This is a genomic window from Cellulomonas persica, from assembly GCF_007989825.1.
GTDB lineage: Bacteria > Actinomycetota > Actinomycetes > Actinomycetales > Cellulomonadaceae > Cellulomonas > Cellulomonas persica.
The window spans coordinates 14,686-36,222 of record NZ_BJUA01000017.1; the positions used below are offsets into that span (position 1 = coordinate 14,686).

The 21,537-nt window shown below is 71.6% G+C and carries 18 protein-coding genes and 1 tRNA gene; 11 read left to right on the forward strand and 8 right to left on the reverse strand.

All coding sequences use genetic code 11. The features are described 5' to 3' along the window. The first annotated feature begins 122 nt into the window (after positions 1–122). The 3 genes from CPE01_RS14115 to CPE01_RS14125 all read left to right on the forward strand — a co-directional run bounded on the left by CPE01_RS14115 (position 123) and on the right by CPE01_RS14125 (position 3,855). Positions 123–2,642, forward strand: a complete 2,520-nt coding sequence (locus CPE01_RS14115; protein WP_146807458.1) for a helix-turn-helix transcriptional regulator — start codon at positions 123–125, stop codon at positions 2,640–2,642. Positions 2,643–2,728: 86 nt separating this feature from the next. Beyond that, positions 2,729–3,355 (forward strand): sugar O-acetyltransferase, encoded by a 627-nt coding sequence (locus tag CPE01_RS14120; RefSeq protein ID WP_222592941.1) that lies wholly within the window; start codon positions 2,729–2,731, stop codon positions 3,353–3,355. Positions 3,356–3,405: 50 nt separating this feature from the next. After that, complete coding sequence (locus CPE01_RS14125) at positions 3,406–3,855, forward strand: hypothetical protein (protein WP_146807459.1); 450 nt, start codon at positions 3,406–3,408, stop codon at positions 3,853–3,855. Between the two features lie 83 nt (positions 3,856–3,938). Here the strand turns inward: CPE01_RS14125 and xynA are convergent, their stop codons facing one another. Continuing rightward, positions 3,939–4,877, reverse strand: coding sequence for an endo-1,4-beta-xylanase XynA (gene xynA, locus CPE01_RS16840; protein WP_281285126.1), 939 nt, complete (start codon positions 4,875–4,877; stop codon positions 3,939–3,941). A gap of 405 nt (positions 4,878–5,282) precedes the next feature. On the opposite strand from xynA, the gene CPE01_RS14135 reads away from it, so the two are divergent. Both CPE01_RS14135 and CPE01_RS14140 read left to right on the forward strand, forming a co-directional pair. Continuing rightward, positions 5,283–5,355: transfer RNA gene (locus CPE01_RS14135), tRNA-Arg, on the forward strand. Positions 5,356–5,426: 71 nt separating this feature from the next. Further along, positions 5,427–6,119 (forward strand): suppressor of fused domain protein, encoded by a 693-nt coding sequence (locus tag CPE01_RS14140; RefSeq protein WP_186811554.1) that lies wholly within the window; start codon positions 5,427–5,429, stop codon positions 6,117–6,119. Between the two features lie 228 nt (positions 6,120–6,347). Here the strand turns inward: CPE01_RS14140 and CPE01_RS14145 are convergent, their stop codons facing one another. The 4 genes from CPE01_RS14145 to CPE01_RS14160 all read right to left on the reverse strand — a co-directional run bounded on the left by CPE01_RS14145 (position 6,348) and on the right by CPE01_RS14160 (position 10,647). Then, on the reverse strand, positions 6,348–6,803 hold the full coding sequence (locus CPE01_RS14145; protein ID WP_146807462.1) for a hypothetical protein: 456 nt from the start codon (positions 6,801–6,803) through the stop codon (positions 6,348–6,350). Positions 6,804–6,931: 128 nt separating this feature from the next. After that, positions 6,932–8,305, reverse strand: a complete 1,374-nt coding sequence (locus tag CPE01_RS14150) for an AAA family ATPase (RefSeq protein WP_186811555.1) — start codon at positions 8,303–8,305, stop codon at positions 6,932–6,934. Positions 8,306–8,884: 579 nt separating this feature from the next. Further along, the gene (locus CPE01_RS14155) at positions 8,885–10,114 is read right to left on the reverse strand and encodes a Fic family protein (RefSeq protein WP_146807464.1); all 1,230 of its coding nucleotides are present in this window, start codon (positions 10,112–10,114) and stop codon (positions 8,885–8,887) included. Positions 10,115–10,257: 143 nt separating this feature from the next. Continuing rightward, positions 10,258–10,647, reverse strand: coding sequence for a hypothetical protein (locus CPE01_RS14160; protein ID WP_146807465.1), 390 nt, complete (start codon positions 10,645–10,647; stop codon positions 10,258–10,260). A 440-nt stretch (positions 10,648–11,087) separates the two neighbouring features. Here CPE01_RS14160 and CPE01_RS14165 point away from each other — a divergent pair, with 440 nt between their 5' ends. Then, a complete protein-coding gene (locus CPE01_RS14165) occupies positions 11,088–13,238 on the forward strand; it encodes a DEAD/DEAH box helicase (RefSeq protein ID WP_146807466.1) in 2,151 nt (716 codons plus the stop codon). On the opposite strand, the gene CPE01_RS14170 is transcribed toward CPE01_RS14165, so the two are convergent. Genes CPE01_RS14170 through CPE01_RS14180 form a run of 3 tightly spaced genes read right to left on the reverse strand, consistent with a single transcriptional unit; the run spans position 13,239 to position 16,499 of the window. After that, positions 13,239–14,588, reverse strand: coding sequence for a M20/M25/M40 family metallo-hydrolase (locus tag CPE01_RS14170; protein WP_146807467.1), 1,350 nt, complete (start codon positions 14,586–14,588; stop codon positions 13,239–13,241). Positions 14,589–14,608: 20 nt separating this feature from the next. Continuing rightward, entirely contained in the window at positions 14,609–16,057 is a 1,449-nt protein-coding gene (locus tag CPE01_RS14175; protein ID WP_146807468.1) for an anaerobic C4-dicarboxylate transporter family protein, read from the reverse strand. A gap of 28 nt (positions 16,058–16,085) precedes the next feature. Beyond that, positions 16,086–16,499 (reverse strand): hypothetical protein, encoded by a 414-nt coding sequence (locus tag CPE01_RS14180; protein ID WP_146807469.1) that lies wholly within the window; start codon positions 16,497–16,499, stop codon positions 16,086–16,088. A gap of 161 nt (positions 16,500–16,660) precedes the next feature. Between CPE01_RS14180 and CPE01_RS14185 the strand changes: the two genes are divergently transcribed. From CPE01_RS14185 to CPE01_RS14205, 5 genes are all read left to right on the forward strand, one after another. Then, the gene (locus CPE01_RS14185) at positions 16,661–17,146 is read left to right on the forward strand and encodes a methyltransferase family protein (RefSeq protein WP_146807470.1); all 486 of its coding nucleotides are present in this window, start codon (positions 16,661–16,663) and stop codon (positions 17,144–17,146) included. Between the two features lie 176 nt (positions 17,147–17,322). Next, positions 17,323–18,120 (forward strand): DUF4184 family protein, encoded by a 798-nt coding sequence (locus CPE01_RS14190; protein WP_146807471.1) that lies wholly within the window; start codon positions 17,323–17,325, stop codon positions 18,118–18,120. A 207-nt stretch (positions 18,121–18,327) separates the two neighbouring features. Then, complete coding sequence (locus CPE01_RS14195) at positions 18,328–19,374, forward strand: LacI family DNA-binding transcriptional regulator (protein WP_186811556.1); 1,047 nt, start codon at positions 18,328–18,330, stop codon at positions 19,372–19,374. Between the two features lie 184 nt (positions 19,375–19,558). Then, a complete protein-coding gene (locus tag CPE01_RS14200; RefSeq protein WP_146807473.1) occupies positions 19,559–20,308 on the forward strand; it encodes a cupin domain-containing protein in 750 nt (249 codons plus the stop codon). Between the two features lie 134 nt (positions 20,309–20,442). Then, positions 20,443–21,477 carry a substrate-binding domain-containing protein gene (locus CPE01_RS14205; RefSeq protein ID WP_146807474.1) on the forward strand — a complete coding sequence of 345 codons (1,035 nt, stop codon included), beginning with the start codon at positions 20,443–20,445 and terminating at the stop codon, positions 21,475–21,477. Positions 21,478–21,537 lie beyond the last annotated feature (60 nt).

Sequence of the window (21,537 nt, forward strand, 5' to 3'; positions counted from 1 at the left end):
TCGTGCCTTCCTCGCCGCCTTCCCCGCGGCCTGCGGCGCGCGACGAAGCGCCCACCGATCTCGTCCCGTCCGCCCGTGCCGGGCAGGACCGCCCGGCGGGCTTCGCCTCACGTCATCTCGTGATGCCCGCGTCGCGCCGCGAGGCCGTCGAGCAGCTGCGCGAGTGCCTGCGTGAGGGACGCAGCGTGCTCGTCGTCGGCGAGGCCGGCGTCGGCAAGACCGCGCTCGCCGCGCGCGCGCTCGAAGGGCTCGTGATCGACGGACGGGCGCCGTTCGTCGTCGCGCTCACGGGAGCCTCGTCGCGCGGCGGCATGCCGCTGTCCGGGCTCGAGCCGCTCCTGGGCGACGACCTGCTGACGATCGGCAGCTTCGCGCGGACGGTGCGTGCGCTCGGGCACTCGCTGACCGAGCTCGCCGGTGACGCGCCCCTGGTGCTGCGGCTCGACGACGCGCACCTGCTCGACGACGCCTCGGCGCAGGCGCTCGCGTGGGTCGTGCGACAGCGCGCGGTCCTGCTGGTCGCGACGTCACGCCCGTCGGGCGCGTCGGACTCGCCGTGGCTCGAGCTGTGGAAGGACGACGTCGTCGAGCGCATCGACGTCGCCGCGTTCACGCTCGCGGAGACCGAGCAGTGGCTCGCCGGGGAGCTGGGCGGCACGCCCACGTCGGACACCGTGCGCCGGATCTGGGGCGAGACGCGCGGGAACGTGTTCCACGCGCGCGAGCTCGTGCGCACCGAGCGGTCGTCGGGCGGGCTGCGCGAGTACGACGGCGTGTGGATGTGGACGGGCCGCGCGACGCCCGGCTCGCGGCTGCTGGAGATCGTCGAGAACGACGTCGCGCGGCTGTCGCCCGACGCGCACCGCGCGCTCGAGGCCGTCGCGCTGCTGTGCCCCGTCCCGCTGCGCCTGGTGCTCGACGTCGTGCCCCGCTCCGCCGTCGACGAGCTGACGCACACGGGCGTCGCGACGCTGCGACCGCAGCCCTCGGCCGGCGGCAGCGAGATCGTCGTCGACCTGGCGCACGCCCTGTACGCGGAGGCGGTGCGCGCCCGGGTGCCCGGCGGTCGTCGTCGTGAGGTGCTCGACCTGGTCGCCGGGTCCACGCACGCCGCGTCCGGCGCCTCGCTCATGCGGTCCGTGATGCTCGCGATGGACTCCGGCATCGTCGTCGGACGGCCCCGGTTCGAGGCGGCGGTCGCCGAGGCGTTCACGCTGCAGCAGCCCGACGTCGTCATCCGCCTCGTCGACCTGGCCCTGCGCGCCGCGCCCGTCGGCAGCGAGTACTGGGCGTGCCTGATGAACTGGCGCGGCGAGGCGTGGTGGTCGCAGAGCGAGCTCGTGCGCGCCGGACGTGACGCCACGACCGTGCTCGAGACGCTGCGCGAGCTGCCCGCCCTCGACGCCGGCCTGGTGCGCCGGCTCGTCGACGCGGTCCAGATCCTGGCCGCGTCGCTGCACGTGTCCGGCACGGACGTCTCGGACGCGCTCGAGATCGTCACGTCGACCCAGCGCTGGCTGGAGTCGGTGGATGCGCCGGGGGACTGGGCCGAGGAGCTCGACGCGACGCGTCTGGTCCGGCTCGGCTGGGCGGGCCGCGCGCAGCAGACCCGCAAGGACGCCCTCGCGATGCTCAACGGCCCGCGCGTCCCCGCGACCGCGGTGCGCCTCGTCGCCCCGACCCTCGTCGGGCTGGCGGACGCCGGACGGTTCGCCGACGCGCGTGACCTGGCCGAACGTCACCTGCACGTCGCGCAGACCGTGACCGACCGCTACCGCTGGGGCGTGGGCGAGATCTACGTCGTCGACGTGCTCACGCGGCTGTGGGCCGGGGACCTGACGGTCCTCGAGGAGGAGAACCTGCGCATCCTCGACGCGAACCCGGTGGCGATCGACTGGGTCGCGCTGCAGGCCGCCAAGGGCATCGCGGGGATCCTGTTCGGCGCATGGTCGCAGGCCGCGATGGAGCTGCGCGCCGCCAACGCCCGCCTGCGCGTCAACGACCGCGGCGGCATGATCGCGTTCACCACGGCCGCCGAGGCGCTGGCCGTCGCCGCGAGCGGCTCGACGAACGCCGCGCGCCACCTGCTGCTCTCCGTCGAGGCCGCACCGCTGCGCTCCGCGGCCGCGCTCGAGCCCGAGATCCGCCTGCTCAAGCTCGACGCGCTCGCGTGGCTGCGCGACCCGGGCGTCAAGGTCGAGGCATCGATGCTCGCGCAGTGGTCCCGCGACCGCGGAGCGTTCCGCGTCGAGCTCGAGGCGCTGCACCGGTTCGTGCGTGCCGGCGGGCGCTCACCCGACGTGCTCGAGCGCGTCGCCGTGCTGGCCCGCCAGGTCGAGGGTGCACGCGCCGCCGCGGTCGCCGCGCACATCGACGCGATGGTGGCCGACGACGTGGACCTCACCCGCATCGCCGAGCGGGACCTCAACCGCTGCGGCCTGTGGCTCGCGCCGCTCGAACCGCCGGTCGCGCTGACCCCGCGCGAGCGCGAGATCGCCTCGCTCGCCGCGGGCGGCATGACGTCCCGCGCGATCGCCGCGCGCCTGACCCTGTCCGTGCGCACCGTCGACTCGCACCTCGCGCGCGTGTTCTCCAAGACCGGCGTGCACTCCCGCGAGGGCCTGGTCACGGTCCTGCGCTGATCTCCCCTTCCGGGTCTCGCCTGGGTGGGTGGTCGTCGTCGGCGCGCCGTCGCGCCTGGCCTGCGCTGGTCGTCGGACGCGCGACGATGAGGGACCTCCTCCCGACGAACGGACCGGCCCGCATGAACCTCGCCGAGCAGCGCGCGCACATCCTCACCGGCGCCATGTACGACGACCTGACCCCCGAGCTCGTCGCCGCCCGCGAGGCCGCCGTGCTGCGCACGAACGAGTACAACGCGACGTTCGGGCGCCCCGCGGCCGAGCGCGAGGCGTTGCTCGCGACCCTGCTCGGCTCGATCGGCACCGGCGTGCACTTCGAGCCGACGTTCCGCTGCGAGTTCGGCGACAACATCACGATCGGCTCGAACTTCTACGCCAACTTCGACTGCGTGATGCTCGACGGCGCACCCATCACGATCGGCGACAACGTGCTGCTCGGCCCGCGCGTCGGCATCTTCACCTCCAACCACGCCCTCGACCCCGTCGAACGCGTCAACGGCGGCTGCTACGCCAAGCCCGTGACCATCGGCGACCACGTGTGGATCGGCGGGCACGTCACCATCAACCAGGGCGTGACCATCGGCGCCGGTGCCGTCATCGGCTCCGGCAGCGTCGTCACCCGTGACATCCCCCCAGCCGTCATCGCCGCCGGCAACCCCGCGCGAGTCCTGCGCCCCATCACCGCGGCCGACGCGACCGGCTGGACGCCGTAGCCCCGGCGCGCTCTGCGCCGGCCCGCTGATCGACCCAGCAGGATGAGCGCATGACGACTGAACTGCCGTGGTCCGAGCCGCAGCACGTCGACGACGAGGCCTGGCACCGCGTTCTCGAGGTCCCGTGCGCCCACCGGGGGTGCCCTGACGGCGCGCTCGTCGTGAACCTCATGACGACGACGGACGGCCCCGTCCCGCCGACGACCGCCCGTCTGGTGGAGGACGTCGTCGCGGCGCTGCCCGACGTGCTCGACACCGCGCTCGACCTCCTCGTCGCGACCGCCCGCGCCCAGCCGCGCGTCGTCGGCCTCGACGCCGCCTACGCGGTCACGCCGGACGGGCTCGGTGACCTGTCCCTCGTCGTCGACGAGTCCGACGAGTGGCTCGTCCACGTGGGCGAGTGCCCGTTCCCCGCCGCCGACCCCTACGGCATCGCCGTCCGCATGCGGGGCGTGGTCCCGGTGGCGCTCGAGACGCTCGACGACGCCGAGGAGCTCTAGCGTCCACGGCTCGCGGTCCTGGTCCTGACGCGCACAGGGGCGGGCCCGCGTGATGCGGACCCGCCCCCGGTGGTGCGTGTGTGTCAGCAGAACGCGCTGGGCGTCCAGTTCACGTTGTTCGGACCCTTGTAGTAGGTCACGCCGAACGTGTTCCCCGATCCGTTCGGGGTGAACGTGTTGCCGTTGCGGTTGGCGTTCCAGTGGTTCTGGATCGACTGGCCGTTCGACGGGTAGACCGTCACCGTCCAGGTGCTCGAGCCGGAGACCGTGTAGGTGACGTTGAACCGGTCACCCCACTCCTGGGTCTTGGTCGCGGAGACCGTGCAGGAGCCGCCCCCGCCCGGGTTCCCGCCGCCGCCGTTGTTGCCGCCGCTCGAGCCCTCGGACACGGTGATGTTCGACGAACCGGAGGACTGGTACCCCTCGGTCGCGAGGATCTGGTAGTTGTGCGACCCCAGGTTCATGCCCTTCGACGCCCACGCGTTGAAGTGGTTCGCGGCCGTGATCGTGCCGCCGGTCCGCTTCTGCTGGCGCACCGACCAGTACTGGTAGAACGTCGCCGTGCCCTGGATCGAGGGCTGGTTCACGCGCTGCGTGCGGTAGATGTCGTACGTGCCACCGTCGGAGTTCACGGTGCCCATGTACGTGCCCGTCGGGCGGTACGTGCCCCAGTTGTCGACGATGTAGTACTCGATCAGCGGGCCCGTGGTCCACCCGTACAGCGTCAGGTACGCGTTGCCCGACGGGTTGAACTGCCCGCTGTACGTCACCGCGCGGCCCGTGCCCGTCTGCCAGCCCTTGCCGGCGACGAAGTTGCCCGTGTTGCGCCACGACGTCGAGTAGTTGCCGCCCGAGCCGAGCTCCATAGAGACCGTGCCCTGCGAGTCCGTCCAGAACGAGTAGTAGTACCCACCGCTGTTGCCGGTCTGATTGGACGTCACTGCCGCGGACGCCGGCAGCGCCACGGCCAACCCCGTCCCGACGAGACCGGCGACGGCCACCGCGGCGATGGCCTGCTTCACGGACCGACGACGATGCTTCGGCCGCCGGAGACTTGCGAAACTTGCGGTCATTCTGCACTCCTTCGTGCGGAATCGTGGATCGGGGAGACTCGACGGTCGTTGGGCGCCTGCAATCCCCGCTGACCTGGGGCGATACGGCTCGATCCACTCCCATGACCTGCACGGGGATCATCCCCGGCAGGACCCTTGCCTGCCGAGTGTGAGCGCCTTGCCCCGAGATGGTCAAGATGTCGGACATGCACTTTCGTTCACTGAACCGGTTGACTTTCGGCAAACGGTCGCCCCAGTTACCATGCGCCCCCTTGCGCTGCTGCGGGCCCGCGCCAACCACCCGCCGGCCGGCCGGTAGGCTGGCCTGCGCCGCCGCGACCTGCGTCGCACGCGGCAGCCCGGGCCCCGGCCCGAGCGCCTGTAGCTCAGGGGATAGAGCACCGCTCTCCTAAAGCGGGTGTCGGCAGTTCGAATCTGCCCAGGCGCACCGCCTGCGAGTCAGAGGGCTCGCCCGCGCGAGTTCGCAGCAAGTTCGTCAGCGATCGAGGGAGGTGCGCGGTGCCATGGTGGCGCGGTCGGCGTGATGACGCCGCGACGGCGAACGGTTCGGACGATGGTGGAGCCGACGGGCCTCCCCTCGACGACGGTGAGCCGACGGCCTGTGGGTGGGACGCGATCGATGCGGCCTGCCAGCGGCTATACGGCGACCAGACGCCGCGACACGTCGGCTACTCCCCGGGCCGCGCGTTCGGGTCCGTCCTGCAGGGATGCAGCGCCTACCGGGCCGACAACCACTGGCACTACGTGACCTACGGCCTGAGCAACCTCTTCGACGACGACGAGGGCGACAACGACGGGCTCAGCGGCTGGGGCTACGAGCTGACGTGGCGAGTGCGCGACACCGGCGCCGAGGCGGAGGCACCGGCGTGGCCATTCGCGATCCTCCAGCGGCTCGCGAAGTGGGCATCCGACAGCGGAGTGCTCCTCGCCGAGGGCAGCCGCCTCGCCATCGGGACGCCCGTCACCGGCTACCCGCACACGGACGGCCCCGACACTCCGCTCGTTGCCGTCCTCCTCGCGACCGACCCCGAGCTGGGCGAGATCGACACCCCCAACGGCCGCGTCCGCTTCCTGCAGTTCGTCGCAGTCGACGCCGAGGCGCTCGCCCGCGCCAGGGAGGAGAACTTGGCTGCGGTGCTCGACCACCTGCGGGCAGAGGACCCCCTGCTGGTGACTTCCGTCGGCACCTGACCCGGCACCCACCGGCGGACTCGCCGCGCCCAGGTCACCGACCACGAGCGGCTTACCGGACGCTCCCACCGCACCATGCGCGTCGAGTTCGGCTCCGAACGACTGTTCTCGATCTTGGACCAGGAGCAGGTTGAGCTGGGCGAGTGGGTTGCGTTCTTGAACCACGAACGCCCGCGTCACCCGAACCCGACGGGTGCCCCCTTGGGCCAGCATGAGTGGCCCCTGGGGTCAGCGCTGGAGCACGACTCGAAGGTCGGCCGTGAGCTGCTGAAGCTCCGGGCATGCCGTGCTCAGGCCTCCCCAGCCGGATCCCAGGCTGTCCTTCATGAGGCGAGTGCGGCCGCCGTCGCTCGCCAGCCGGTCTTCCTTGCGCAGGAGTCCGTCGAAGAACTGCTCCTTCGGGTCTGGCTCCGCTCGTGCGTCGCTCCACGACACAGGGATCGCTGAACGTTGTCCCCAGATGGCGTAGATCTCGGCCTCCATGACGCAGCCCAGGAGCACGACGTTGACAGCGCCTGCATCACACTCGCGAAGCGCCCGACGAACCCGAGCCGCTTTGTCGGGCCGGCCTTCGAGACCGTCTTCGCCGTCAAGATCGAAGGCGACAACGACAAGGTCGACTGTCTTGTGATAGCGGGTGACCACCGCGCAGAGGTTGGTCAGTAGCGTCGAGAACCCCGACATGCGGGGGTTTGTGACGGACCAAACGCGAGGCCGAGGGACGCCGATTGCTCTCAGCGCTGCCGCGACGAGCGGCTCCAAAATGAATCGATCGTTTGTGTGGTCTTCGCACAGGACGGCAACCTTGGTGCTCACCGGTCGGCCGCCATCTGCACCCAACCCTCAGTGAGAAGGTCACCGAGTGACGACGTGCCTTCCGCCTCTTCGAGGCCGGGCAAGTCCTCGAGGCTTGTGACGACCGAAGTCTCGTTCTCTTCGTCCCATCCGAGAACTAGCGTGTACCTTCTCAGTGACTCCGATAGGGAATCTAGGAGCGCGGGCGCATGGGTGGTGGCGATCACCTGCTTGCCACCACCGGGGCGCGTGGCCGTCTCCACCAGGCGGAGGAGGAGTTGAACGCGTGCCGGATTAACGCCGTTCTCGATCTCTTCGATAACGAATGTCTCGCGCCGATTCTCACCAAGCAAAGCCACAGCGAGCGCCGCGAGACGGAGCGTGCCGTCCGACAGCACGCGCGCATTGAGCGGCCGGTCGTGCGGCGCCTCAAAGAGCGAGAAGATGACCTCGTTCGTCGGCGCCCACTCGACGGCGATTCCCTCGATTTGCCGAGGCGTCAGTTCGGCTAGCCAGGAGCAGATGGCGGCCAACCGCGCGCGGGCGTCGCTCGTCTCATCGTCGAGGGACTCATCGTTCAGATCGAGACCGTCGCGTCTCGCCGCCGTGATGATGTTCGGCCAGGCGCGTCCGGGCGACTCGGTGACCGTCTGGTCAATTTCTGCGCGAGCGAGAAGTGACCAAGTCACAGCCGCGAAGTTCTCGCCGTGCTCGCCGAGGGTGAAGCGACCGAGGGGCGAATACTGCCGAAGAACCTCGGGGTGCAACTCCAGCGGAGTCAACGCGGCTAGTTCCCGCCGCACCACGTCGGCCCAGCGTTCGTTCGCCACTGTCTCGGCCTTGCGACCCGTGAACTGATTGATGATGAACTCGTGTGATGAGAAGGAACGGCTTGGGTTCCGCCCGGGCGAACTCGTGTAGTAGCGCGCCGCGATGGCGGGCGAGTCTGGAGCTTGTTTGAGGGGCGCGACGTCCGGATGTGTGCTAAAGACGTAGGCGCCAGAATGGCGAGCCGCCTTGAGTTCTTCACGCACAATCTTGTACGCGGAGGTATCCACGGCGACTGTGTATGTGATCTTCCCGGCCTGCTCATTGTCAAGAGTTACTTCGAGCTCGAAGACGGACGTTTGGGCGGCGTATCGAGGGAGGTTCTGGGCGCCTCCTCTGATCCCCGTCATAACGGTGGCGGTCGGGCCCCCTGCGGCAGAAGCGTGACCTTCGATGGCGTCCCGCACGGATCGCCCCTGGCCGATAGCAAGGAGGAAGCGAAGTGCGTCGAGGAGGTTGCTCTTGCCGACGCCGTTGGACCCGTAGATGAGCGTGAAGGGCCCGAACGGCACGCTGACGTCGCCGAAGGACTTGAAGTTGCGTAGACAGAGCGTCGTGAGCACGACGCCAGTGTTCCACTTGCGAGGCGCCGAGGAGCTCACATATGGGCGGTACTCGCTTGCGGCAGGCCGTCGGGCCCGATGCCGTCGGCAGCTCACCTCGCGAGGCATGCGCTGCCACGGGTAGTCGTCGAGCCCGGGCGGGTCATGGCCCTCCTTGGGCCGCCCGCATCTCGCGGGCGACGGGTCCGGCGCCTCAAGGGATCTGTGACCGGGGCTGGCGTGATCGTGGCCAGCGTTGGGAGCGCGACGACGCTGCGGTACCCGCAGGGCGTCTGCGCTTGGTGTCCGCTGCAGCGTGGTCAGCGAGCCCGCCGGAACCGGGTACCTCCACGAACTACCCGCGTGTAGTTCCGCAGGTCAGCGCGCTATCCACCGTCCAAGATCGAACCCCAGAGCGGGTGTCGGGCAGTTCGAATCTGCCCAGGGCCACCTGCGAGCTAGAGGGCTCGCGCCGACAGGATCAACCGAGGAGCCGCAGGCCGCCGCGTTCGGGAACCCGTGTCGGTAGTTCGAGTTTGCCCAGGCGCGCGCGATGTTCATGCGGGTCGCGCGCGTCCCACGAAGTCGCCGGCGGTACAGCTAGTGACGGGAGATCTGCTGCGCGTACTGGTCGAGCACGTTCAGGATCCCTGAGTGCTGCCAGATGCGGTTGCGCTTCATGCCCGTGCGTTCGGTCAGGACCTCTGCGTCGGTGAGTTGGGTCAGCGCTCGCTGCGCGGCGACCTCGTTGGTGCCGAGGCGGTCGACCAGCAGCCGGGCGTTGAGCACCGGGTTCGAGATGAGCAGGGGAACGACCCGCCAGGCGGATGCCTGCGGCCGCAGTCGGCGAGCGGTCAGGGCCTCGCGGGCTGCGTCGACCTGAGCGGCCAGGTCGTCGACGAGTCTCTCGCCGGTGAAGGCTGCGTAGCGGCTCGCGCGGGTGAACTGCTCGACGATGGGCCGGGCGTCACCGCGGCGGTACGCGCCGAGCGCCGAGAAGTACGCCTCGGTGTCCGTCAGGAGCCCTGCCGACACGGGCGCCGTCGTGCGGACCATGACGCGCTTGGCGCGCAAGATCGCGTGGACCAGCGCCCGCCCGGTGCGGCCGTTGCCGTCGGCGAACGGGTGGATCGTCTCGAACTGCGCGTGTGCGATGGCGGCTTGGACGATGACGGGCACGTCGTCACGGGCCAGGTAGCGGACCAGGTCGGCCATCGCCGCGGGCACCTGCTCGGCCTGCGGTGCGACGTGCGACGCGCCGCGCGGGCTGATCCTGCTCCGGCCGACCCAGACCAGCTCGTCGCGGTATCTGCCGGCGCGGTCTTCCCAGCCTCGCTGTCCGCCCAGCAGCCGGGCGTGCATCGCGAGGACGGCGCTCTCGTCGAGGTGGTCGGCGAGGGCGAGCGCCGCCTCCATCGTGCGGACGTTGGCGACGACGGCCCTCGCGTTCTCGCTGCCGGCCTGGTCGATCTCGGCCAGGGCGAGCTGGGGGGCGCCCACGGTCAGGTTCTCGATCTGGGACGACGAGGCTGACTCGGTGCGCAGCAGGATCGACGACATCGGGCCGAGCGTCGGGCTCTCGGCGCCGAGCTTCGCGCTCGCGTACAGGTCGAACCGCGCGAGTGCGGCGGTCGCCTCGTCGACGTCCGCCCCGAGGTCGGAGGGGATGGTCATGGAGTGGTCGGCGATGCGCGCGGGCACGCTGGACTCGTACGGGCCCGAGGCGCTCGAGAGCTGCGCGCGCGAGCTCATCCCGTCGGTCTGCGCGAGCCAGTGGTGCGACTCGTACGTCGTCGCCGGCACCGCGAGGGCCGTGACTTCCGTTGCCATGCCTCAACAGTACTAACGTTTTCTACGAAAGTGTTAGCATGAACCCTGCACTTGGGCGGATCTGCCCGCCGCCCGAGCCGCCCTCGTGCCGGACTCGATCCATCTCGGGTGCATCGGACCCAGCCTTCAACGTTGGTGAGACTTCAGCCGTCGGCGATGGCGCGCAGGATGTCTGCGCCGGACGCGACCACCACTGCTCCGTCGGCCAGCTCGGCTGGCAGGTGCGCTCGCGCCGCCTCACTGAAGATCAGCGTCGGCACGCCAGGGGCGAAGAGCGCCATCTCGCCTGCTGCGGCCACGCGTGCGATGAGGTCCCAGGCGCGGCGTCCGCTGACGTGGTTGACCATGAACCCGGTGCCGGGCTCGTCGTCGCTGTAGAGGTCCGCTGTCCCGTCCTCGAAGATCAGCTCAGCGAAGCGGGTCTCGGGCTCGACTCTGCCCAGGTGGGGGGCGATGAGCGCTCGGAGCACCTGGCCGTCCGCGTCAGCAGGTTTCCCGCCGACGAAGCGCTGTGCGAACACGTCGAAGCTCACGGAGCGGAGGGTCCCATCCGGTGACAGCCTTCAACAACACTCCGGCTTACTGAAGGATGCGGAACAGCGCGACGTCGCGCCGGAACCCGTCGGAGCGACGGTCACCGCGTCGAGTAGGACTCGCGGACGTGCATGCCGATGTGCTCCGGCTGCGGCGCACCCGCGCGGTAGGCTGCCGGTGGTTCGGTGATCGAGCCGGGCGGCGGGGCCGCTCGGTGGTGATCCAGCGAGGCGCGTTCGGTTGCGTGTCTCTCTCGGCGTGAGCGCGGTCCTCGGGATCGCGCGGTCTGGCTGCCGCGCTGTGACCCGGCGCCCGTTTCTGGGGCGCCCCGGCACGGGCGGCCCACGTCAGGGCGCTGGCTTGGCGTCGTCCGGGTGACGGGCGACTGCGGCACGGCGTGCCGCACCGCGGGTGCGGTGCGCCGCATGAAGGAGGAGAAGTGGCACGACCCAGCGGTCAGCGCGGGTCAGGTCGCGCGCGCCAGGATGCTGGCGGGCAGCGTCGTCGTGCGTCGCGGCCCGACGAGGAGGGGATCATCCCCGTTCTCGCCGGGGTGGCGCGGGACGTGGACAACGCGGTCCGGCGCCCGCCGACGCGCCCCGCGGTGCGCACGCAGTTCCAGGTGACGGCGCTGCTGGTGCGTGAGGAGCGCGCGAAGGTCATGGCGGACACGGAGCTGTCGTCGGCCAGGCGGACCGAGCAGCTCAAGCGGCTCGACGGGGTCGCGACGCTGCTGGCGAAGATCGCCGCGCGGGACACGTCCCTGCTCGCGCTGCTCGCGGAGGACGCCAAGGTGTCCGACGCGGCGCGGGCCTACAAGGCCACGGTCATGCGTGCGGGTGGGCTGGAGCCGCCCGAGGAGCCCGAGCCGGAGCCGGCGCCCGTCGTCGCGCAGGCCACGACGAACCGCGTGGTGCCGCGGTCGGTGATCTCCCGCAAGCTCGCGAACCCGTTCCTCGCGCCCGACTTCGAGGCGGCCGCCGCTCGCAGCGCCGCGCGGCCTCGTCGGCTGGCGGGGTGGGAGCTGCTGGAGCCGCTGTTCCGGTCGTTCGAGTACGCCGCGACCGGGCAGCCGGCGTGCATGGACCTGCCCGAACCGCGGCCGGTGCCCACGCCGCTCGGGCGTGAGCTCATGCACCACCAGGCGCAGCTCGTCACCGCCACGGCGCGCGGGCACCGCACGTTCCTCCTGGCCGACGAGCCGGGCCTCGGCAAGACCGCGCAGGCGCTGCTCGCGGCGCAGGCCGCGGACGCCTACCCGCTGCTCGTCGTCGTCCCGAACGTGGTGAAGACCAACTGGGCGCACGAGGTCGGGCTGTGGACGCCGCATCGTCGGGCGACCGTGGTGCACGGCGACGGCGAGGACGTCGACGCGTTCGCGGACGTGTTCATCGTCAACTACGAGATCCTCGACCGGCACGTCGGCTGGCTCGGGGACTTCGGGTTCGGCGGGATGGTCGTCGACGAGGCCCACTTCATCAAGAACAAGTCGTCGCAGCGCTCGCAGCACGTGCTGGCGATCTCCGAGAAGATCCGTGAGCGCACCGCGCGGCCGCTGCTCATGGCGCTCACCGGGACGCCGCTCATCAACGACATCGAGGACTTCCGGGCGATCTGGCAGTTCCTCGGGTGGATCGACGACAAGGTCCCGCTCGGCGACCTCATGTCGAGCCTCGAGGAGACCGGCCTGACGCCCGCCGACCCCGGCTTCTACGCCGCGGCGCGCGCGAGCGTGATCGACATGGGCATCGTGCGACGCCGCAAGGTCGACGTGGTCGCGGACATCCCCGCGCGGCGGGTCGCGGACCTGCCCGTCGAGCTCGACGGTGCGGTGGGGCGGTCCATCCGCGCGGCGGAGGAGGCGCTCGCTCGTCGGCTCGTCAAGCGGTACCAGTCCGCGCTGGAGGCGCGTCCGGTCGACGAGGTGCGCGAGGGCATCGACCTGGAGCTCGCGCGTCGCGTCGCCGCCGGCGAGCTCAAGGACTCGAACTCGAAGGCGTCGGGCGAGAACGTGTTCACGATGGTCCGCCGGATCGGCCAGGCCAAGGCTGGGCTCGCGGCGGACTACGCGGCGCAGCTCGCGCGCAACGTCGGCAAGGTCGTGTTCTTCGCCAAGCACGTGGACGTCATGGACCAGGCCGAGCAGACGTTCGTCGACCGGGGCATCCCGTTCGCGTCGATCCGCGGCGAGCAGACGCCGCGGGCGCGCGACAAGGCGATCAAGGCGTTCACCACCGACCCGGACGTGCAGATCGCGGTCTGCTCGCTCCTGGCCGCTGGCGTGGGGCTGAACCTGCAGGTCGCGTCCAACCTGGTGCTCGCCGAGCTGTCCTGGACCGACGCCGAGCAGACCCAGGCGATCGACCGCGTGCACCGGATCGGGCAGTCCGAGCCGGTCACCGCGTGGCGCGTGATCGCGGCGCAGACCATCGACGCCAAGATCGCCGAGCTCATCGACAGCAAGTCGGGCCTCGCGGCGCGCGCGCTGGACGGCGCGGACATCGACGAGGACGCGTCGTCGACCGACGTGCAGCTCGACACCCTCGTCGCCCTGCTCACCGAGGCGCTGGAGGCGCAGGCCGCCGCCTGATCACGACGAGCGCGCGGCCAGGTTCTGCAGGAGGAGGGCCTGGGCGACGACGAGGTGCTCGATCTCGGACGGGTCGACGCTCTCGTCGCTCGCGTGGATGCGGGACCTGGCGACGTCCTCCGGCCCCCACAGGATGAACTCGGCGCCCGGCGACGCGGTCTGCAGCGTGCGCAGCAGCGGGATGGACGCGCCGGACCCGGCCTCGCCGACGGGCCTGCCGTACGCCTGCTCGAGCGCGTCGCGCGCCGCGGCGTAGGCGGGGCCGTCCGTCGGGCACGTGAACGGGGGAGCGGCCTTGGTGCGGCGGACCTCGACCTGCGCGCCCCACGGTGCGTGCGTCTCGAGGTGCGCGACGAGCGCGTCGAGCTCGGCCGTCGGGTCCGAGCCGGGGACGATCCGCATGGACAGCTTCGCGCGGGCCTCCGGCAGGAGCACGTTCGACGAGCCCGCGATGCTCGTCGTGTCGACACCGATCGCCGAGACCGACGGGTTGCCGTACAGGCGCTGCCCGATGGTGCCGGTGCCGATGAGCGAGACGCCGTCGACCAGGTCGGCACCCGCGCGGAACTGGTCCTCGGTGAGGTCCTCGCCGGTCCACGGCGTGCGGGAGACGCCCTCGACGGCCACGTCGCCGGCCTCGTCGTGCAGGGTCGCCAGCAGGCGCGCCAGCGCGATCATCGCGTCGGGTGTGGGACCGCCGTAGACGCCCGAGTGCAGCGGGTGCTGCAACGTGCGGACGGTGACCTCGCAGGCCACGTCGCCGCGCAGCGCGGTGCTGAGCGCGGGCTGGCCGACCTCGAGGTTGCCCATGTCGCACACGACGAACGCGTCGCACACGAACAGCTCGGGGTGCGCCTCGACGAACGCCTCGAGGTTGCTCTCGGTCTCCTCCATGCCCTCGAGCACGAGCTTGACCGTGCACGGCGGGCGGCCCTCGAACACCTGGAGCGTGCCGAGGTGCGCGACCAGCCCCGCCTTGTCGTCGGCGGCACCCCGGCCGTAGATGCGGCCGTCGGCCTTGCGCGTCGCGGTCCACGGGTCGCTCGTCCACCCCTGCTCGGGCGGTGCGGGCTGCACGTCGTAGTGCGCGTACAGCAGCACCACGGGTGAGCCCTCCGGACCGGGGAGCTCGGCGTAGATCGGCGGGTAGCCTGCGGGGACGTCCATGAAGCGCGCGTCGGTGAAGCCGACCTCGCGGAACAGCTCGAGCGTGCGCTCCGCCATCCGGTGCACGGGCTCGGCCGGGTAGCCGGGGAACGCGACGGACGGGATGGCGACGAGCTCGGCGAGCCGGTCGAGCAGCGACGGCATGAGCGCCGCCGCGCGGCTGGCGATCTCCTCGGTCTGCATGGCTCCTCCTGACGGTCGGGCTAGTAGAAGATCGCGCCGATCGCAGCGCCGACGAGCACGCTGGTCACGGTCATGATGACCATCGGCAGGAAGAAGCTGTGGTCCAGCAGCTTGGTGCCGAGCCGGGTGGTCCCGGTGAGGTCGAAGTTCGCGGCGGCGATCTGCGTGCCGTTGGCCGGCAGCGTGTAGACGCCGTTGAGCGCACCCGCCCACATGCCCGTGACGAGCCCGGGGGACAGCCCCGCGGCGAGCCCGATCGGCACGATCGTCCGCGTCGCCGTCGACTGGCTCGTCGTGAGCGCGGCGACGAGGAACACGGCCAGCGCGAAGATCACCACGTAGTCGTTCACCCAGCCGCCGATCGTCCCGACGATCACGTCCTCGTGCGCGGCGATGAACGTGGCCGTCAGCCACGCGATGCCGAACAGCGCGATCGCCGCGACCATCCCCGCCTTGAACACCGACATCTCGGGGACGTCGGCGACCTTCGGCCGGCCGAGGAACAGGATCGCGACCCCGACCGCGAACATCACGATGATGATCGTCGTCGTCATGTCGATCGGGACGGACTCGCCCTCGACCTCGAACGCGGGCCGCAGGTCCGGGAACAGACCCAGCAGCACGATCACGACGACGCCGACGAGGAACGCCAGCGCGGAGTTGCGGCCCCGGGTGGTGGCCTGCGGGACGACCGGTGCGGTGGCCACCGGGGCGGTCCCGCTCGTCGTCGTCCCCGCGGTGCCGCCGTCCGGTGCGACGACCGGGCCAGTCGCGTCGCTCGTCGTCGGCCCCGTGGCGCTGGAGGCGAGCAGCTCGGCACGTGACGGCAGCAGCCCGGCCGCGATGCGCGCCTGCACCTCGGGGTCGTCGTCCAGCTCCGTGCCGACCCGGTTCATGACGAGCGCCGTCACGACGATCCCTGCGATGCACGCCGGGAAGGTCACCGACAGGATCTGCGGCAGGCTGAACCCGAACGGCTCGACGTCCGTGAGCGTGAGCATCGCGGCCATCGCCGCGGACACCGGCGAGGCCGCCAGCGCCATCCCGGACTGCACGACCGTCACCGTCAACGGCCGCGACGGACGGATGCCGTTGCGGTACGACACGTCGTAGATCACCGGCAGCAGCGGGTACAGGATGTTGCCCGTCCCGGACCCGACCGCGAACAGGAACGCCGTGAGCGGCGCGATGAGCGTGATCTGCTTCGGGTGGTTCTCGATCACGCGCGCCGCGACGCCGACCATCCAGTCGATGCCCCCGGCCGCCTGCATCATCGAGGCCGCCGTCACCACCGCCAGGATGATGAGCATCGCCGAGCCGGGCGGCTCACCGGGCGCCTCCTGGAAGACGAACACCAGGATCCCGACGCCGACGCCGCCCCACAGGCCGACCCCGACGCCCCCGGCGCGCGTGCCCATCACGATGCACGCGAGCACCACCAGCGCCTCGAGAACGAAGACCACGTCCACGCCGCTCCTCCTTCGCCCCTTGCCGGCCCTACCGCGTCCCGCATGTCGCGGCCACGTCCCGTTGCAGCGCCTGCGCCGCGTCCCGCACAGCGTCGAGCTGCTGGGCGACGAGCGGGCGGGCGGTGGTCAGCGCGTCTGGCCCGGCGGCGACGACCGTCGCGCGCAGGTCCGCGATCGCCTCACGCAGCGCCGCGGCGTCGGTCCGCGCGGTCCCGTCGGCCGCGGCCATGACCTGGTCGAGCTCCGTGCGCAGCCGGCCGAGCGCGTCCTTCACCTGGTCGGCCGTGAGCGTCGCGGCGTCGAGGTCGCGCACGTCATGCACGGCGTCGCGCAGGTCGTCGACCTGCGCGCACACGTCGGTCGCCTTCGCGTCCTGGGCCTGCGCCGCGCACCCGGAGACGACGAGCGCGACGCCGACGAGCCCGCCGACCAGACGCCCCATGAGCGCTCCGTTCCTCGCACCCGCGGCTGCAGGTCCGTCGCCATTGTCCGGACGGCGACGAACCCGCGACCTCACCCGCGCAGGGTGAACGCGCGGGTCAGCGCGGCCGCCCGACGGTTCTTCCAGTGCCCGTCGGGCGCGGTTGCCTGCCAGAGTGAGGCATGGCGCACGATCAGGACGCAGTCGTGGGGTTCCGGATCTGGCCGCCCGTGGCGATCGGCACACCGCTCGTCGTCGGCTGGCTCGCGACCGTCATCGGGGGCGACCCGGTGACGCTCGGACCGTGGCGCGTGCCGGCCGGGTGGGCGCTGCTCGTCGTCTTCGGGGTGTGGAACGGCTGGGCGCTGTGGCTGTTCCGCCGCCATCGCACCGGCCTGCTGCCGGGACAGGCGACGCTCTCGCTCATCGAGGAGGGGCCGTTCCGGCTCTCGCGCAACCCGCTGTACGTCGGGATGCTCGGCCTGTACCTGGCGCTCGCGCTCCTGGCGCCGACGTTCTGGGGGCTCCTGCTGTTCCCGCTGGCCGTCGGCCTGGTGCTGTGGGGCGCGATCCTGCCCGAGGAATGCTTCCTGCACGGCCTGTTCGGCGAGCCCTACGACGCCTACCGCCGCCGCGTCCCCCGCTGGCTCGGCCTGCACCGGCGGTGACCCGGGGCCGACGACGAGCGCGTCGCCGGCCTCGCGCCGAGGCGGCACCGGGGCGACGACGACCGTCGGGCTGCGCGGCGCATCGGGGGCGTCCGACCGTGGTCGGACACGACGCGTGTGGAGTCGATGCCCTGGGACGACGATCGGGCGCGGGCTCGTGGCCGATCGTTGGGTGCATGCCGTTCACGCTGTCGCACGCCGCTGCCGTCGTCCCGCTCGCGCGCGGACCGCTGGTCCCCGCCGCGCTCGTCGTCGGGGCGATGGCGCCCGACGTGCCGTACTTCGTGACGGTGCCGCGGTACGCGGGCGCCTGGTACGAGCCGTTCGTCAACGCGACGACGACGCACCACTGGCCCGGCGCCCTCACGGTCGCGGTGCCCACCGCCGCCGCTCTCCTCGCGGCGTGGTGGGTGGTCAAGGCACCGCTCGCCGCGCTCGTGACGAGGCACCGCGTGGGCCTGCCGAGCGATCGGTCCGACGAGCGAGGTGGCCGGGTCGAGCGGGCGGGGTGGGTCGTCGTCTCGCTCGTGCTGGGGGTCGCGACGCACGTGCTGTGGGACTCGTTCACGCACGGCGACGGGTTCCTGGTCGAGCGGGTCGACGCGCTGCGGGAGCCCGCGTTCGCGGGGATGGACGTCGCGCGCGTCCTGCAGCACGTGAGCACGGTCGTCGGGCTCGTGGTGCTCGCGGTGTGGGCGGCGCGCGCGGGCGCGCGGTGGCGACAGCGCGGCGGCCGGGTCGAGGTGTCGCGCGCGGGTGTCGTCGTCCTGGCGGGGGTCGCGGTGCTCGGGCTGGCCGCGGCCGCGTTCGCGGTCGCGCGGGACGTCGCACAGGGCGAGTCGGTCGAGGCGACGCTCGTCGGGCTCGTCACGGCGTCCGGTGCGGCCGTCGCCGCGTCGCTGGTGCTGTACGCGGTGGCGCGTCGGCTGGCCGACGGTCTGCAGGCGCGCTCAGCTCGGCGCGTCGAGGTCTGAGGCGCGGGGCGGCCCCGAGCGTCAGCCCAGGGGCGCACGGTGTGACAGCACCGGGCGACGGTGCGCGGCTGACCTGCGACGATGGCCCTGCAGAACGGCCCGGAACTCGGATGTAGCATCCGGGGCCGTAGCATCACGCCTGCTCCGCCGCGTGCGAGAACGCGCGTGGTGAGGGCGACGGCGACGATGCAGACGGACGGAGGCGTGGTGCCCAAGAGCGTGGGTTCGCGGACCGGTGACGCGGTGCGTCCGGTCGGCGTCCGGGACGTCGCCGCCCGAGCTGGGGTCTCGCTGGGCACGGTGTCGAACGTCCTGAACAACCCCGACCGGGTCGGGGCCGCGACGCGTGAGCGTGTCGAGTCGGCCATGCGGGCGCTGGGGTTCGTGCCGTCGCGCGCCGCGGGTCAGCTGCGCAGCCGGCGCTCGGAGCTGATCGGCCTCGTCGTGCCGGACGTGGGCAACCCGTTCTGGGCGTCGGTGCTGCGCGGGGTCGAGACGGTGACCGACGAGGCGGGGCTGACGATGGTCGTCGGCTCGACGCACCAGGACCCGGAGCGGCAGGAGCACCTGCTGCGCGTGCTGAAGAGCCAGGGCGTCGACGGGCTCGTGATCGCGCCGATCGTGGACCGGGCGTCCGACTGGGCGCCGTTCGGGGACCGGCGGTTCGGCGTGGTGACGCTCGAGCGGCAGGGCGCGGGCTCGACGGGCGCGTGGGTGAGCCTCGACAACGTCGAGGGTGCGCGCCTGGCGATGGCGCACCTGCTGGAGCAGGGGCACCGCCGGATCGCGCTCGTGAACGGGCCGTCGTCGGTCTCGTGGTGCGCGGAGCGGCGGGCCGGCGTGGTGCTCGCGCTCGCGGAGCGCGGGCTCGCGGAGCAGGACGTGGTCGTGGACGTCGAGGTGTGCGACCTGACGGTCGACGAGGGCGCGGAGGCGGTCGCGCCCCTGCTCGACGCGCGTGAGGTGACGGCCGTGATGTGCGTCAACGACATGCTCGCGCTCGGGGCGCTGCTCGCGATGCAGCAGCGGGGTCTGCGGGTGCCGCACGACGTCGCGCTGATCGGGTACGACGACGCGGACTTCGCGCCCGCGCTGAACCCGCCGCTGTCCACCGTGCGGCAGCCGGCGTTCGAGATGGGTGTCGCTGCGGCGCGCCTCCTGCTCCGCTCGGGTGAACGCGAGCCGGGTGAGCACGTGGAGTTCGAGCCGCTGCTCGTGGTGCGGGACTCGACCGCGGCCTCCGCGAGCCTCTGACCTGCGCAGACGCAGGGCACCCGGCATCGTGACGTAATGTGTCAGTGACTGACACTCAACTGTGACCTTGTCCGCTTGACACTCACGGACTTCGGGATGCACTCTTGAACCGGTTCAGAAATGAACCGGTTCAAGCCGTTGCGTCGCGCCTCGACCGGGCGACGCTCGATCCAATGGAGGATCCGTGACCAGGACGTCCGTGACCCGTCGCGAGTACGACGAGTGGCTCAACGAGGCGGCCAGCCTGGCGCAGGCCCTGCGCTACCCGCTCACCCCCGAGATGGTGAACGACAGCGCAGGCATCGTCTTCGGTGACGACCAGTACGACGCCTTCGAGAACGGCCTGTGGTCCCGCGAGCCGTACGAGGCGATGGTGATCTTCGAGTCGCTCAACGAGCCCGCCGTGGACGGCCTGCCGGCCGCCGGCGCCGCGCACGCCGAGTACTCGGGACTGTGCGACAAGCTGATGATCGTCCACCCCGGCAAGTTCTGCCCGCCGCACTTCCACCAGCGCAAGACCGAGAGCTACGAGGTCGTGCTGGGGGAGATGGAGGTCTTCTACTCGCCCGAGCCCGTGCGTGTCGGCGACGAGGACGTGCTCGCGTTCCACCCGATGCCAGCCGGTGAGGCCTGGCCCGAGGGTGTGGCGCTGCCCGCCGGACGCGAGGACTCCTACGCCCAGCTCACCAGCTACGTGCGCCTGCGCGCCGGCGACCCGAAGTTCGTCATGCACCGCAAGCACCTGCACGCGTTCCGCTGCCCCGCCGACGCGACGACGCCGCTCGTCGTGCGCGAGGTCTCGACCTACAGCCACGAGCCCACCGAGCACGCGCACGACAAGGCCGTGCCGCTGCCCTCGTGGGCCGGGCTGCACGACAACGCGTTCGTCGCCGAGGCCGCCAACACCGGCCGGCTCGCGACCGCGATCGTCTGACGGCGCCCGCGCCGCACCGACCAGGCGCGCTCCGGCACCCCGGACCGCCACGCACGACCGGTTCGCCTCCCGGACCGGACCAGCACCACCCGCACAGCACCGCAGCACCACGACCACGTCAAAGGAGACATCCCGTGCGTACCCTCACCCGGGTCATCGGCCTCAGCGCCGCTGCCGCCCTGCTGCTGTCCGCCTGCGCCAGCGGCGCCGACGAGACCACCGACGCCGCGACCGGCTCCACGGACACGGGCGCCGAGGTCCAGTTCGAGGCCAAGGACCCGCTGAAGATCGGCTACTCGGTCTACGACCTGCAGAACCCGTACTGGCAGTCGTACTCGGCGGGCGTCAAGGCCGGCGCCGAGGCCGCGGGCATCGAGGCCATCGTCGTCGACCAGAAGTCGGACCAGAACGCGCAGGTCTCCGGCAGCCTCGACCTGATCAACCAGGGCATCTCCGGCCTCATCGTGACGCCGGTCCAGCCCTCGGCGCTGCCGTCGACGATCGACGCGGCGCACGCCGCCAAGATCCCGGTCGTCATCGCCGACATCGGCACCGCCGGCGACTACGACGGCTACATCCTGTCGAACAACTACAACGGCGGTGAGCTCGCCGCCCAGCACGTGATCGCCGAGCTCGGCGACAAGCCCGGACCGCACAAGGTCGGCGTCATCGAGCTGCACGCGGGCTCGGTCGTCGGTGAGGAGCGCGTCGCCGGGTTCGTCGACACGATCAAGGCGAACGACGCGTTCGAGATCGTCTCGTCGCTCGACGGGAACGACACGGTCGACGGTGGCTTCGCCGCCGCGCAGGACATGCTCTCGGCCAACCCCGACCTCGCGGTCATCTACGCCGCGAACGACGACTCCGCGATCGGCGCCCAGCGCGCCATGGAGACGGCGGGCAAGTCGGTCGCCGACGGCTTCTTCCTGATCGGCTTCGACGGCTCCGACGGCGCGCAGGACCTCATCGAGCAGGGCCTCATGAGCGCCACCGTCGCGCAGGACCCGTTCGGCCAGGGCAAGCGGGCCGTCGAGACCGTGCTCGCGCTGCTCGACGGCGAGGACCCGGGCTACGACGACGCCGCGGCCAAGACCGTCTTCTTCCCGGTCGAGCTCGTGACCGGCGAGAACCTGGCGGACTTCCAGGCCGCCCGCGCCTCGCAGAAGTGATCCCCCGGTGAGGGCGGGGCCGCCGCGCCCCGCCCTCACCCGTCCCCACGTGAGGAGGTA

What these genes read in the sequence shown, in the direction of transcription:
- CPE01_RS14115 (WP_146807458.1), top strand. Translation starts at nt 123, where the DNA reads ATGCCCGCGTCGCGCCGCGAGGCCGTCGAGCAGCTGCGCGAGTGCCTG.
- CPE01_RS14120 (WP_222592941.1), top strand. Translation starts at nt 2,729, where the DNA reads ATGAGGGACCTCCTCCCGACGAACGGACCGGCCCGCATGAACCTCGCC.
- CPE01_RS14125 (WP_146807459.1), top strand. Translation starts at nt 3,406, where the DNA reads ATGACGACTGAACTGCCGTGGTCCGAGCCGCAGCACGTCGACGACGAG.
- CPE01_RS14145 (WP_146807462.1), bottom strand. Translation starts at nt 6,803, where the DNA reads ATGTCGGGGTTCTCGACGCTACTGACCAACCTCTGCGCGGTGGTCACC.
- CPE01_RS14155 (WP_146807464.1), bottom strand. Translation starts at nt 10,114, where the DNA reads ATGGCAACGGAAGTCACGGCCCTCGCGGTGCCGGCGACGACGTACGAG.
- CPE01_RS14170 (WP_146807467.1), bottom strand. Translation starts at nt 14,588, where the DNA reads ATGCAGACCGAGGAGATCGCCAGCCGCGCGGCGGCGCTCATGCCGTCG.
- CPE01_RS14180 (WP_146807469.1), bottom strand. Translation starts at nt 16,499, where the DNA reads ATGGGGCGTCTGGTCGGCGGGCTCGTCGGCGTCGCGCTCGTCGTCTCC.
- CPE01_RS14185 (WP_146807470.1), top strand. Translation starts at nt 16,661, where the DNA reads ATGGCGCACGATCAGGACGCAGTCGTGGGGTTCCGGATCTGGCCGCCC.
- CPE01_RS14190 (WP_146807471.1), top strand. Translation starts at nt 17,323, where the DNA reads ATGCCGTTCACGCTGTCGCACGCCGCTGCCGTCGTCCCGCTCGCGCGC.